We start from the raw sequence: 14,623 nt of genomic DNA on the forward strand, positions 1-14,623 counted from the left end.
GATATTTGTTGAAAATGATATAATTTTTTTAAATTTTTGTTTGTGGGTATTAAAAAGTAGCTTATATTTGCAACCGCTAACAGCAAGGGCGCGTAGCTCAGTTGGTTCAGAGCACTTGGTTTACACCCAAGGGGTCAGGGGTTCGAATCCCTTCGCGCCCACCACTTTAACCCGATGATTTTTTCATCGGGTTTTTTATTTCCCTATATTTTTTAAATATTACAACTTAATCACACCTACTTACTGTGGGTTGCTTATCTTAGTATCACAAAAAAAACCTGAGTGAATCCAATAATTAGAAATATTATAGTTGAGAGTGTTAAACGTCGTTATAGAAAGGATAATACGAATAATGATGAGCAACTAATTCAAAAAAAAGCTGATAATCTTGTTGTAGAAATTAAACACGAGATTTCAGATTTTATTTACTTGATTATTGGTGTATTATCAGCAACTTTAGGATTGGAAGGTTTCTTATTACCCAATTCTTTTATAGATGGTGGCGTAACCGGAATATCACTTATTGTGAAAGAATTGACTGGTATTTCACTACCTATTTTAATCTTTTTTATCAATTTACCATTTTTAATTTTGGGCTACTTTGCCATAAGTAAACGCTTTGCTATAAAAAGTGTTTTCGGTATTTTATTTTTATCTCTTTCTCTTTATTTAATTCCTATTCCTTCAATAACTGAAGATGGAATATTAATAGCAACTTTTGGTGGATTGTTTTTAGGTCTGGGGATAGGGATGGCAATTCGTGGAGGTGCTATTATTGATGGTACTGAAGTTCTAGCTATATATTTAAGTAGAAAAACAAATTTAACGGTTGGGAATGTTATTTTAATATTTAATGTCCTCATTTTCTTGACTGCAGCCTATTTTCTATCTACTGAAATAGCATTATATGCCATATTAACCTACTTTGCAGCATCAAAAACAGTTGATTTTGTTATTGATGGTATTGAAGAGTTTATGGGAGTTACTATTGTTTCAGAAAAAAATGAAGAAATACGCCAAGCCATTATTAGTAAAATGGGAAGAGGATGTACTATTTATAAAGCACAAAACGGTTTTGCAAAAAGTGGCGAGCAGTTAAAAGATACAAATGTTATTTATACTGTAATTACACGTTTGGAAATGTCAAAACTTAAAACTGAAATTGATAAAATTGATCACGAAGCTTTTATAATAATGGCGTCTATAAAAGATGCTAAAGGCGGCATGATAAAGAAAAAGCCTTTAAAAAAGATTAAATAGAGCTGCTAAAGCATTTCCAAAACACGTTCTAGTGCCATTCCGCGAGAGCCTTTTATTAAAAAGAAACTACTGTTAATCTCACTTACATTAAAGTTTTTTTTGAAATCATCAAAAGTTTTATATTTCTGAATATGCACAGCTTCAGAATTTGTTCTGAAAAAATTTTCACCCAATAAATAAACGGTTGCAAATGGATTTTCCTTTAAAAAGGATGCTACGTGCTCGTGTTCCTTTTGGGCTTCTGCGCCCAACTCAAACATATCTCCAAGTATAAGAATTTTATCATCACCTTTGGTTTGTTTAAAATTCAATAAAGCAGCCATCATACTAGTAGGGTTTGCATTGTAAGCATCCATAATGATGTGATGACCATTTTTTTCAATGCGTTGTGATCTATTATTTTGTGGAATGTAGTTTTCTATACCATTTTTAATTTGTTGGGCCGAAACTTTAAAAAAATCACCTATTGCAATCGCTGCAGCAATATTGTTAAAGTTATAAAGGCCAACCAGATTACTTTGTATCTCATTGTTTTTGAAGAGCACTTTTACTTCGTTTGTAGCATCTATTAATTGAATTAAATGTTCGTCAAAAACTACTCGATTTAAGTCTTTGGTGAGCTCAAGCTGTTTGTTGTCAGTACCGTTTACAAAAACGGTTTTAGAATGTTTTTTAAGGTAGGTATACATTTCAGATTTACCTTTGATAACACCTTCAATACCCCCAAAACCTTCAAGGTGAGCTTTCCCAAAATTGGTTATATATCCATAATCTGGTTGTGCAATTTCACAAAGACTTTCAATTTCGTGTAAATGATTTGCGCCCATTTCTACAATTCCAATCTCTGTGGTTTTATCCATTGAAAGCAAGGTAAGAGGAACACCAATATGATTGTTTAGATTTCCTTGAGTTGCAGTTGTTTTAAACTTTTCTGAAAGTACTGCATTAATTAATTCTTTGGTCGTTGTTTTACCATTGCTTCCGGTGAGTGAAATAATAGGAATCTTTAAATATTCACGATGGAAACTAGCTAGTTTCTGAAGGGTTTGCAAACAGTCATCAACCAAAATGGTATGATTGTTTTGAAATGCTTCCTCGTCAATAATCACCTTGTAAGCTCCTTTTTTTAGGGCTTCATCTGCAAATGTATTTCCATTAAAGTTTTCGCCTTTTAAGGCTATAAAAAGACAATCTTTTTTAATTTTACGAGTATCTGTGCAAACGCCACTACTTTCTAAAAATTCTTTGTGAAGTTGTTCAATTATCATAAATTAAAAATACTGAATGCGTTTGTTAAAGCAGATTAAATTATGTTTTCTTAAGAAAAATTTAGTGAGTTGCTCTTTTATTTTTCTTTTTAAATTTTGAGCCAACTCGTGACATTGCGCACCTAAAACCTATATAGTTAGTTGCCATATATTCTGGTAAGTACCTTCGTTGCGCAGGGTCTAGCCAAAAGTCTCTATCTTTCCACGAGCCGCCTTTATAGACGCGAACTTGATCATTTATTAATGTATTTCTTTTTGATGAGTGGTCATAATCTTTGACTATGTTGCCCAAACTATCCGTTTGAACTTTATAAATAGGTGCGTTATACATTCGTCTAGGGTTTCCGTTGCTATCTACATCTGAAAAAGCAGGATTATATCGTAACGACTCTTTATCTCCATCTCTATAATTTCTGTTATCACTTTTTGAAAAATTGATGCGTAAATGGGTTTCTTTTTTGTCAACAGGAACTTGTAATAACTCACCAGGATATTTTCTTGCAATAACAGTTCCGTTGGGTAAAGTGTCGTATTTCATAGTTTCTGGGGTAATTACCTGTACGTTTCGATTGTCATCCAAAGCATTTTTTGTGTAAATATTTCCTCTGAAATAATTAAAATCATTGTAATCATCATCAACAATAGGGCGGTAAATGTCTGCTACCCATTCTGCAACATTACCGGCCATATCATATAAGCCATAGGCATTGGGTTGATATGATTTAATCTGTGCAGTCACATCGGCTCCGTCGTCACTCCAACCTGCAATACCGCCATAATCTCCGTCTGCTTGTTTAAAATTGGCGAGTTGATCCCCTCTGTTTTTTCGCTGTATAGAGCGTGTGTAGTTGCCACTCCAAGGATATTTTTTTCTTCCTTTGTACGCATTGTTTTTTCTAATTCCTACTAGACCTAACGCTGCGTATTCCCATTCTGCTTCGGTAGGTAAACGATAATCAGGTAATAATATTCCATCTTTTCTTCTTACAAAAATTTGCGTACTGTCCCCTTTTTTATTCAGTTTTTGAGAATGTTTACTTCCGGCTGTGATACTATCATTTCCTCCATAGGTTAGGGTTGGTGCTTTTAAATAGGTTTCGGTTGTAAAAACTGAAGTTGGGCTACTGTTGTATTTGGTATTTTCTTGTATAAAACCTTCTTCTTCTAAAATACGCTCATTCACCCTGTCTGTACGCCATTTTGAAAACTCAACGGCTTGAATCCAACTCACACCTACCACAGGATATTCTGCGTAAGCAGGGTGTCTTAAATATTGATTTACCATAGTTTCATTGTATCCTAATCTAGTTCTCCAAACAAGTGTGTCTGGCAAGGCTCCATTGTAAATTTTTCTAAAGTTTTTTTCTTCCGGCGGAAACACCTTTTTTAACCAATCGAGATATTCTAGGTACATAAGGTTGGTAACTTCGGTTTCATCCATATAAAAGGATTGAACATGTTGTTTGTTGGGAGTGTTATTCCAATCGCCCATAGGGTCATCTTGAACGCGGCCCATTGTGAATGTTCCGCCTTCTATAAAAACGAGTCCTGGACCTGTTTCTTGTTCTTTTGGCTTGATATTCCGTTTACCACTTCCATCTCTTCCAAAAGCACTCCAGCCGGTAGCTCTAGAGCTTTTAGTATAATCTCTTGAATTGTTACAACCTAGTAGTAATAAAATGAAAGAAAGCCCAATAAAATATTGAAAGAGAGTAGTGGTTTTAAGCATATGTTTTAAGCTGTTTTATGAAAGCAGCAAGTTAAAAAAAAATTGAATGTAATATGTTTTTAAAATAAAAAAGCCCTGAGAGTATCAGGGCTTTAAATTTTATATATTTTTTATTTAATTTCTTGGACGTTTTCCTTTCTTAGATTTTGATCCTACTCTAGACATTGCACATCTAAAGCCAATGTAGTCTGTAGCCATATCTTGAGGGAAATAGCGTCTTTGTGCAGGGTCTAACCAGTAGTCTCTATCTCTCCAAGAACCACCTTTATAAACGCGCACTTCGTTGTCTATTAAAGTTGTTCTTCGGCTAGATTCATCATATTGCATTTCTATACGTCCTGTACTGTCTGAATACACTCTGTGTTTTGGTGAATTGTACATGCGTTCTTCTTCATTTTCATCACCTGAGTTAAATTCATCTGCGAAAGACTGGTAGCGACGTGAAGAACGTCTGTCACCATCTCTAAAATCACGGTTATCGCTTTCTGAGAAATTGGTTCTTAAATAAGTTTGCTCTTCACCAACAGGAACTTGTAATATCTCACCTGGTAGGTTTCTTGCTACAATCTTACCGTTGCTTAATGTGTCATAAACGATAGAGTCTGATGTTACAATTTTTACTTTTCCGTCTTCTCCAATTGCGTTTTTGGTATATACGTTTCCGCGATAGTAGTTAAAATCGTTAAACTCATCATCAACTATTGGTCTGTATACATCTGCAACCCACTCGGCAACGTTTCCTGCCATATCATAAAGCCCGAAGTCATTAGCTTCATATGATTTTACTTCAGCAGTAATATCTGCTCCGTCATCGCTCCATCCTGCAATACCTCCATAGTCACCATCACCTTGCTTAAAGTTGGCTAATTGATCACCTCGGCTTCTTCTTTTGCCAGAACGTGTATATTGTCCATCCCAAGGGTATTTTTTTCTACCTCTATATACATTGTAGTTACGAAGTCCCACTAGGCCTAGAGCGGCATATTCCCACTCTGCTTCTGTAGGTAAACGATACCCAGGAAGTAGCAATCCATCTTTACGTTGTACGTATAGATTTGTACTATCTTCACTTCGTTCAACAATACGTTCAGAAGTTCTTCCTCCTCTTGTGATTGAATCTTTACCACCATACGTTTGGCTAGGTGCGTTCAAATAAGTTTGAGTGCTAAAGGTTTCGCCTGGCTCTACATCATATCGAGCTCCACGTGCTGTGTAGCCTTCTTCTTCTAGTATTAATTCATTAACACGGTCTGTTCTCCACTTGCTGAATTCAACAGCTTGAATCCAACTTACTCCTACCACAGGATAATTGGCATAAGCCGGGTGGCGCAAGTAATTGTTTGTCATTACTTCATTATATCCTAAGCGGTTTCTCCATACCAAGGTATCTGGTAATGCACCTTCGTAGATTTGACGGTAATTTTCTTCAGATGGTGGAAACACGCTTTTTAACCAATCTAAATATTCAAGATACATAAGGTTGGTTACCTCGGTTTCGTCCATGTAAAAAGACTGAACATGCTGCTGAGTAGGGGTGTTATTCCAGTCGTGCATAGGATCATCTTGTACTCTACCCATGGTAAAAGTACCTCCTTCAATAAAAATAAGTCCAGGACCGGTTTCTTGTTCTTTAGCTTTAGGGTTGTATTTAAAACCACCTTCTTTGGCGTTCATTTTCCAACCAGTTGCACGAGAACTGTCTTTATAGTCTCTAGAGTTGTTGCAACTTACAATAAGACCAGTTGCCATTAATGCTATAAATAGACGTAATGCTAAGGTTTTGTTTAAGTTCATAGTTAGATTTATGAATAAAATTGGGTTTGCAATATAATAATTAACGGTAAAATACCAATAATATTTTATTATTATTGATTTGTTAGTTTTTTGGAATGCTGCCTACTAACACGTTTACAAACGTAGTTTTTATTTAATTATTACATAAAATCTAAAAAGCAAAAACTTTCAAATAAAAACCATACTAAGTGTATATTTGATGCGTTATTGATTATGATGAAAAAAACAATACTATTTACCTTTTTAATTTTTTCACCTCTTTTGCTGGTGGCTCAAACTAAAGATGTTACTATTAACTGGGGAGAGGCTTCATCAAAGAGAGTTTCAACTTCGGGTAGTAAGCAAAATCCCAATACCACCAAAAGTGAGTATAATCCTCTTAAGCTAGCTATTAGTGAAGATGAACTTCTTTTTAAAGAACAATGGGTTGATGATGGATTTGCAGATGAAAACTCAATTGAAGTTACAAATGTATCGTATGGAAATTTAACTTCGCAGGAATTAAATACCATAAATAAAGACTTGGTTCCTAATAAGCTCACCTACAGCATTAGTAGTAGAACCGCTCGTGATGTTATTTATACAAGTGTTTCTATTTCTCCGGTTGTAAAAACTAATGGAGCGTTTAAAAAAGTAACATCTTTTTCGGTTTCATATAAAAAAGGAGTACAGCAAAATAGAGGTAACTCACAAATACCAATAACTAATTCTGTTTTGGCTACGGGCAATTGGTTTAAATTTAAAGTAGAAGAAACAGGAGTTCACAAAATAGACAAATCTTTCTTAGATGATCTAGGGATTAATACCAATACTATAAACCCTCGCAATCTTAAAATTTATGGTCACGGTGGTAAACCGTTACCATTATACAATGCTCTTAATACCGAGTTTGATATTCCTGAAACATCTATTAAGGTAGTTGGTGAAGAAGATGGATCTTTTGATGCCGGAGATTATATTCTATTCTACGGAACCAGTACTAAAGGTTTTGATCCCGAAAATGAAACCAATATAAACCCATACAGCGATGATTCATTTTATTACATCACTGCAGATGGCGGTCCAGGAAAAAGAGTACAAGATATGGTAGAACCTAGTGGTACGCCTTCTGAAATAATAACTACTTTTAAAGATTACCAGTTTCATGAACTAGATGAATTCTCACCTTCAAGATTAGGGAGACGCTGGTTTGGTAATCGTTTTGATATTGAAAGCGAGCAAACGTATGAGTTTGTATTTCCAAATATTGTAACCTCAGTACCTATGCAAGTATTTGTGAGAGGTGCAGCAGTTTCTGAAACAGCTACATCAATGGCTATTTCTGTTAATGGAACAAGTTTAACTCCTTTAAATTTCAGTGCAATTACGGGGTCAACCACTTCGTTATCGGTTAGTGAATTGTCTGATGCTAGTGGTCAAGTTTCGGCAGCTGGAGAAACAGTAACAATAGATCTTACTTATAACAATAGCGGAAACCCTTCAAGTGTAGGATATCTAGATTATGTGAGTGTAGAAGCTACGCGACAGCTATCTGTCACTGATAAACAGTTAAGGTTTGAGTATCACAGAGCAGGAATATCTAGAGGAATCGCAGAATATCAAATAAGCAACACTTCTCAAATAAGCGAAGTATGGAATGTAAGTAATCGAGGAGCTATTTCAGCAAAGATTAATGAGAACAACAGTTCAAATTTAAGCTTTAAGGCTAATTTAGGCATAAAGGAAGAGTATATAGCTGTACACACTAATGATTATTACAGTCCTGTGAAAATTTCAAACCCTAGAGTTTTTAATCAAAATTTAAAAGGATCTGTTTTTCAAGGTGAATCGGGTAATTTTCAAGATGTAGACTATCTTATCGTTACCGCACCTTTTTTATTGCAACCTGCGTTGCGTCTTGCAAACTACCACAAAACAAGAAACGGACTTAATGTAAAGGTTGCTACAACAGATAAAATTTATGAAGAGTTTAGCTCTGGAAAGCAAGATATTGGCGCAATAAGAAATTTTGTGCGATACATATATAACAATGCTTCTTCTTCAGATAAAAGAATTAAATATTTATGTCTTTTTGGTGATACTTCCATAGATTATAAAGACCGTTTATCTGGTAATAATAATGTAGTACCTACATTTAATAGGTTGTTGAGTACCAGTGAGACTTCGTCTTTTATGAGTGATGATTATTTTGGGAGTGTAGATGTTAACGAAGGTACTATAGGAGGAAACACCTTAAATGAATTTGGTGAAACTCTTACAGATGAGGATAGACTCGATATAGCTGTAGGAAGAATTATTGCCGATGAGGTAGGCTTGGCAAATTCATTAGTAGATAAAATAGTAGAGTATAACTCTAAAGAGTCTTACGGAAACTGGCGTAATAACTTTATTTTAATTTCAGATGATGTTGATAAAGCCGGGGAAGAAAGACTTGAAGTTGAACTTGACTCTCTAGGAGATCAAATTTCAGAAGAAAAACCATTTATCAATGTAAAGAAAATTCACATTGATGCTTTTCAGCAACAAACCTCCTCTGGTGGAGACCGTTATCCTCAAGTAAACGAAGAAATAAAAAATAATATAGAGGTAGGGGCTTTAATAGTGAACTATTTTGGTCATGGTGGTGAAGATGGGTTAGCGCATGAATTTATTTATACCAAGGGCCTAGCAACAGGTCTTAAAAATAAAAACCGATATACTTGCATTGTTACTATAACGTGTCAATTTACCAAGTTTGATAATCCGCAACGTATTACAGCAGGAGAGTTAACGTACTGGAATAGAGAAGGAGGGGCAATTTCTTTGGTTACTACTACTCGTTCAATAGGTTTATTTTTAGGAGTAGAGTTTAATCAAAAGCTTGCGCCACATTTATTTGGATATGATTTAAACGAACCGGTAACACCTGCAGAAGCGTTACGAATTGCAAAAAATAATATAGGCAGAGATTTACGTAGGGTAGTTTTTTACATTGGTGATCCTGCTATGCATTTGTCATTTCCTAAAAAGGATGTACGTTTAACTACAATTAATGATGTTCCTATTAATCAATCTCCGCCGGTTTTGAGAGCTCTGGATAAAGTAAAAATGGCTGGACAAGTTATTGATGAAAATGGTAATCCACTTCCTAACTACAGCGGTGTGCTTTCAGCAAAAGTATTTGATAAACGAGTACAACGACAAACCTTAAATAACGACGGATTAGGATTTATTCTAGATTTTACAACATTGGGTGAAAGTCTTTTTAACGGTCAAGCAACTGTTACCAACGGAAATTTTGAATTTGAGTTTGTAGTGCCAAGAGACATACAAGTGCCCGTTGGTAACGGACGTGTTAATTTTTATTCTGAAGAAGATAACTCTCTAGAAGACCAAGCCGGTGTAGATCTTTCGGTACAAATAGGCGGAATTAACGAAAACGCTCCAGAAGACAATCAAGGGCCCGAAATTAAATTGTTTATGAATGATGAAAGTTTTGTTTCGGGAGGTGTTACAAATGACTCTCCAATTCTATTAGCAAAACTAGAAGATGAAAATGGGATTAATACCGCCAGTGGTATTGGGCATGATATGATTGCAATTTTAGATGGTGACGAGGCCAATCCAATTGTAGTAAACGATTATTATCAAGCCGATGTGGATGATTTTACCAGCGGAACAACCAACTATCAATTAAGAGATCTCGAAAAAGGATTGCATACCTTAACATTTAAAGCTTGGGATGTATACAATAATTCATCAACGGCTGAAATACAATTTATAGTAGCCGGAGACGAAGAATTAAAAATTACAAAAGTATTAAATTACCCAAATCCATTTGTCAATTACACCGAGTTCTGGTTTAATCACAACCGCCCTTTTGAGCCTCTAGAAGTGCAAGTGCAGGTATTTACTGTAACCGGAAAAGTAGTATGGTCAAAAAACCAAATTATCAACACAGACGGTTTTTTATCACGAGATATTGTGTGGGATGGTCGTGATGATTTTGGAGACAAAATAGGAAAAGGTGTTTATGTATATAAGATTACTGTTAAATCTACGTTAACCAATAAGCAAACTGAAAAATTTGAAAAACTGGTCATCCTTTAAAAAATAAATATATATTTGACCAAAATTTAGAACCTCATGAAGAAACTATTTATACCCTTTTTAATCGTTTTATTGTCTTATAATGCTACTGCACAAGAGGCAGATGCAACTTCACAGCGTGTTATCACAACAGGTGTTCCATTTGTATTAATTGCAGCAGACGCTAGATCTGCCGGTATGGGTGATATAGGTGTAGCAACTTCAGCAGACGCTTTTTCACAACAGTGGAACCCTGCAAAATATGCTTTTGCAATCTCAAAGCAAGGTGTTGGGGTAACATATACTCCTTATTTAAGCCAATTGGTAAACGATATATTTTTAGGAAACTTAACGTATTACAATAGAATTAACGAGCGTAGTGCCGTAGCTGCTAGTTTTCGTTACTTCAGTTTAGGAGATATAGAATTAAGAGAAACTGCAGAGCAACAACCTTTAATCCAAAGTCCTAATGAACTTACATTTGATGTTTCATATGCACTGCGTCTTAGTGATCGTTTCTCTATGGCTGTAGCTGGTAGATATCTACGTTCAGATTTAAAACTACAAGCAGGTAATGCCGATGCAAGTGCCGGAAGCAGTTTTGCAGTTGATGTTGCCGGTTATTACCAGAGTGAAGAAATTCCTTACAATGATTTTGATGGTAGATGGAGAGCAGGATTTAATATTTCAAACGTAGGTCCAAAAATTAGTTATGATGATACGGGTCAAGAAAACAACTTACCTACCAACTTAGGTATTGGTGGTGGTTTTGATTTTATTCTAGATGAATACAACAAAATTGGTGTTAATGCTGAAATTAATAAGCTTTTAGTGCCAACGCCTAGTGATTCAAATAATGATGGAGTAATTGATCGTGAGGATGATTATTATAATGAAAGTTTCTTTAGCGGAATTTTCTCATCATTTGGTGATGCACCTGATGGGTTTTCAGAAGAGTTAAAAGAATTTACTTGGGCCTTAGGAGCTGAATATTGGTATCAAGATGTATTTGCATTTCGTGCAGGATATTTCAATGAAAGTGAAGAAAAAGGTTTTAGAAAGTTTCTTTCTTTAGGAGCCGGTTTCAAATACACAGCCATCAATATTGATGTTTCTTACTTATTCTCAACTTCAAAAGTTAGAAGTCCACTAGAAGGAACCCTTCGTTTTGGTCTTACTTTCAACTTTGGAGACGAATACGATGAATATTAATCGATACGTTTGAAAAAGCAAAAAATAGAAATACATCTTGATGTTTTTGATTCTGTTTCAGAATTACCTCAAGACATTCAAAAACTAATGAATAAGGCGCAAGAAGCTCGAGAAGATGCTTATGCGCCTTATTCGCATTTTAGGGTAGGTGCAGCTTTAATTCTAAATACTGGCGAAATAATTACCGGTAACAACCAAGAAAATGCTGCCTTTCCATCAGGTTTGTGTGCAGAGCGTGTTGCGATATTTTATGCAGGCGCAACAAATCCTAATGCTACTATTCACGCAATGGCAATAACTGCAAGGTCGTTAAAACAAAAAATCACCTCTCCTATCCCTTCTTGTGGTGCTTGCCGGCAAGCTATTGCAGAATATGAAATTAAACAAGACGCTCCTATCGCAATTTATTTTATGGGTGAAACAGGGAAAATAGTAAAAGCATCTTCCATAGCAGACCTGTTACCTTTACTCTTTGATAAGAATTATCTATAAAGTTTAGTACTATTTTAATGTTTCTGTGTTTTATAAAACTTCAGAATATAGTACTTTTGTTAATCGTGTTTAAAATTCCTCTTTGTGAGGGCAGTATAGCAATTCAATGAAAAAAATTACAAAGAAAACATATCTAGATTGGTACGAAAACATGTACTTCTGGCGCAAGTTTGAAGACAAGTTGGCTCAAGTTTATATCAAGCAAAAAGTTCGTGGGTTTTTACACCTTTATAATGGGCAAGAAGCTGTATTGGCAGGTGCTTTGCACGCAATGGACCTAGAAAAAGATCGTATGATTACTGCCTATAGAAACCACGTACAGCCCATTGGTATGGGAGTGGATCCTAAAAAAGTAATGGCAGAACTTTACGGAAAAAAAACCGGTACTTCTCAAGGTTTGGGAGGCTCAATGCATATTTTCTCAAAAGAACATCGTTTTTATGGAGGTCACGGTATTGTTGGTGGTCAAATTCCATTAGGAGCCGGGATTGCTTTTGCAGATAAATATTTTGAGCGAGATGCAGTAACTCTTACCTACATGGGTGATGGAGCTGTAAGACAAGGTTCACTTCACGAGGCATTCAACCTTGCAATGCTTTGGAATTTACCTGTAGTTTTTATTTGTGAAAATAACGGGTATGCTATGGGAACATCTGTAGCACGTACCGCAAATCATACAGATATTTGGAAACTTGGGTTAGGTTATGAGATGCCTTGCAAGCCTGTTGATGGTATGAAACCAGAGGTTGTTGCAAAAGAAATGGATGAGGCTATAGACCGAGCACGTCGCGGTGATGGCCCTACCTTTTTAGAGATACGCACCTACAGATATAGAGGACACTCAATGAGTGATGCACAACATTATCGTACCAAAGAAGAGGTAAAGAAAAAACAAGAAGAAGACCCAATTTCATATGTGTTGAATAAAATCTATGAAAAGAAATGGGCTACTGAGGACGATATTAAAAAAGTAAATAAACGAGTAAAAGACTTGGTGAAAGAATGTGAACAGTTTGCTGAAGAATCAGGTTATCCTGATAAAAATGTGATGTATGATACTGTTTATGAACAAGAAGATTATCCTTTTTTACCACATAAATTATAAACTATGGCAGAAGTAATCAACATGCCGCGCTTAAGCGACACTATGGAAGAAGGAACCGTAGCAAAGTGGCTTGTAAGCAAAGGTGATAAAGTAGAAGAAGGTGATATTTTAGCCGAAATTGAAACCGATAAAGCTACAATGGAGTTTGAGTCCTTTTATGAAGGAACCCTATTACACATTGGTATTGAAGAAGGCGAAACAGCTGAGGTTGATAAGCTTTTGGCAATTATTGGTGAAGAAGGTGAAGATATATCAGATTTGATAAATGGAGGAGAAAAATCTAAAGACGATGCTTCAGAAAAAGATGAAGATGAAAAAGAAGATAAGCCTGAAGAGTCAGATAAAAATGATTCTGAAGAAGACTCAGAAGAAGAATCTAAAGACACTTCAAGTACATCAAAAGCGCCTGAAGGTGTAGAAGTAATTACAATGCCTCGCCTAAGTGATACAATGGAGGAAGGTACTGTTGCAACTTGGCTCAAGCAAGAAGGCGATAGTGTTGAAGAAGGCGATATTTTGGCTGAAATAGAAACAGATAAAGCAACGATGGAGTTTGAGTCATTCTACTCAGGAACGTTGCTTAAAATAGGTATTGAAGAAGGCGAAACTGCAAAAGTTGATGCACTTCTGGCTGTAATTGGACCGGAAGAAACAGACGTTTCAGAAGTGATTGAAAACTTTAAAGAAGGAGGAAGTACTTCAAAAGAAAAGAAAAAGGAAGATAAAAAAGAAGACACTTCAAAGTCTAAAAAAGAATCTTCTGAAAAAGAATCTACAACTTCTTCAGATTCCAAAAAAGATTCAAAACCTTCAGATAACAAAGAGCAAAAACAAACTTCAAACGACGGTAGACGTATTTTTGCTTCCCCATTGGCTAAAAAACTAGCTGAAGAAAAAGGAATTAATCTTAGTCAAGTACAAGGAAGTGGCGACCACGGTCGTATTGTAAAAAAAGATATTGAAAATTATCAACCTGCTGCAGGAGCTCAAGCATACACTCCAGTAGGTCAAGAAGAATTTGAAGAGGTTAAAAACTCTCAAATGCGCAAAACAATTGCTAAACGTCTTGGTGAGTCAAAGTTCACTGCTCCACACTATTACTTAACAGTTGAACTTGATATGGATAATGCTATTTCGGCACGAACTGCGATAAATAGTGATCCAGATGTGAAAATATCATACAACGATATGATTATTAAAGCATGTGCAATGGCACTTCGCAAGCATCCACAAGTAAATACTCAATGGAATGGTGATACTACAAAAATTGCTAAGCACATTCATATAGGTGTTGCCGTTGCTGTTGATGAAGGATTGCTGGTTCCTGTGCTTAAGTTTGCAGACCAAATGAGCTTTTCTCAAATAGGAGCAAATGTAAAAGAATTGGCAGGCAAAGCGCGTAACAAAAAAATAAGCCCTGATGAAATGCAAGGTAGTACTTTTACAGTATCAAATTTGGGCATGTTTGGTATTAAAGAATTTACATCTATTATCAACCAACCTAATTCTGCTATTTTATCTGTAGGAGCTATTGTTGAAAAGCCGGTTGTGAAAAATGGTGCGATAGCTGTAGGCAATACAATGACAGTTACATTGGCTTGTGATCATAGAACAGTTGATGGTGCAACAGGAGCCAAATTCTTAGAAACAGTGCGAAAGTATATCGAGAATCCGGTGACTATGTTTGTGTAAAAC

9 protein-coding genes and 1 tRNA gene are annotated in these 14,623 nt (G+C 35.6%); 7 read left to right on the forward strand and 3 right to left on the reverse strand.

All coding sequences use genetic code 11. The annotated features are described in order from the left end of the window. The first annotated feature begins 86 nt into the window (after positions 1 to 86). Together INR76_RS06905 and INR76_RS06910 are read left to right on the forward strand one after the other, a co-directional pair. Positions 87 to 164: transfer RNA gene (locus tag INR76_RS06905), tRNA-Val, on the forward strand. 118 nt (positions 165 to 282) lie between these two features. Then, positions 283 to 1,260, forward strand: coding sequence for a YitT family protein (locus tag INR76_RS06910; protein WP_223109920.1), 978 nt, complete (start codon positions 283 to 285; stop codon positions 1,258 to 1,260). A gap of 5 nt (positions 1,261 to 1,265) precedes the next feature. Here the strand turns inward: INR76_RS06910 and murF are convergent, their stop codons facing one another. From murF to gldJ (INR76_RS06925), 3 genes are all read right to left on the reverse strand, one after another. Continuing rightward, positions 1,266 to 2,528 (reverse strand): UDP-N-acetylmuramoyl-tripeptide--D-alanyl-D-alanine ligase, encoded by a 1,263-nt coding sequence (gene murF / locus INR76_RS06915; protein WP_223109921.1) that lies wholly within the window; start codon positions 2,526 to 2,528, stop codon positions 1,266 to 1,268. Positions 2,529 to 2,589: 61 nt separating this feature from the next. Further along, entirely contained in the window at positions 2,590 to 4,257 is a 1,668-nt protein-coding gene (gene gldJ, locus INR76_RS06920; RefSeq protein ID WP_223109922.1) for a gliding motility lipoprotein GldJ, read from the reverse strand. A 114-nt stretch (positions 4,258 to 4,371) separates the two neighbouring features. After that, positions 4,372 to 6,051: a gliding motility lipoprotein GldJ gene (gene gldJ / locus INR76_RS06925; RefSeq protein WP_223109923.1), complete on the reverse strand. Its 1,680-nt coding sequence runs from the start codon at positions 6,049 to 6,051 to the stop codon at positions 4,372 to 4,374. 213 nt (positions 6,052 to 6,264) lie between these two features. Between gldJ (INR76_RS06925) and porU the strand changes: the two genes are divergently transcribed. From porU to INR76_RS06950, 5 genes are all read left to right on the forward strand, one after another. After that, on the forward strand, positions 6,265 to 10,140 hold the full coding sequence (porU, locus tag INR76_RS06930) for a type IX secretion system sortase PorU (protein ID WP_370632433.1): 3,876 nt from the start codon (positions 6,265 to 6,267) through the stop codon (positions 10,138 to 10,140). Between the two features lie 36 nt (positions 10,141 to 10,176). Continuing rightward, on the forward strand, positions 10,177 to 11,331 hold the full coding sequence (gene porV, locus INR76_RS06935) for a type IX secretion system outer membrane channel protein PorV (RefSeq protein ID WP_223107186.1): 1,155 nt from the start codon (positions 10,177 to 10,179) through the stop codon (positions 11,329 to 11,331). A 9-nt stretch (positions 11,332 to 11,340) separates the two neighbouring features. Next, complete coding sequence (cdd, locus tag INR76_RS06940) at positions 11,341 to 11,823, forward strand: cytidine deaminase (RefSeq protein ID WP_223107187.1); 483 nt, start codon at positions 11,341 to 11,343, stop codon at positions 11,821 to 11,823. A gap of 106 nt (positions 11,824 to 11,929) precedes the next feature. Beyond that, positions 11,930 to 12,928, forward strand: coding sequence for a pyruvate dehydrogenase (acetyl-transferring) E1 component subunit alpha (pdhA, locus tag INR76_RS06945; RefSeq protein ID WP_223107188.1), 999 nt, complete (start codon positions 11,930 to 11,932; stop codon positions 12,926 to 12,928). A 3-nt stretch (positions 12,929 to 12,931) separates the two neighbouring features. Further along, positions 12,932 to 14,620 carry a pyruvate dehydrogenase complex dihydrolipoamide acetyltransferase gene (locus INR76_RS06950; protein WP_223107189.1) on the forward strand — a complete coding sequence of 563 codons (1,689 nt, stop codon included), beginning with the start codon at positions 12,932 to 12,934 and terminating at the stop codon, positions 14,618 to 14,620. Positions 14,621 to 14,623 lie beyond the last annotated feature (3 nt).

This window comes from Marixanthomonas sp. SCSIO 43207 (genome assembly GCF_019904255.1).
GTDB lineage: Bacteria > Bacteroidota > Bacteroidia > Flavobacteriales > Flavobacteriaceae > Marixanthomonas.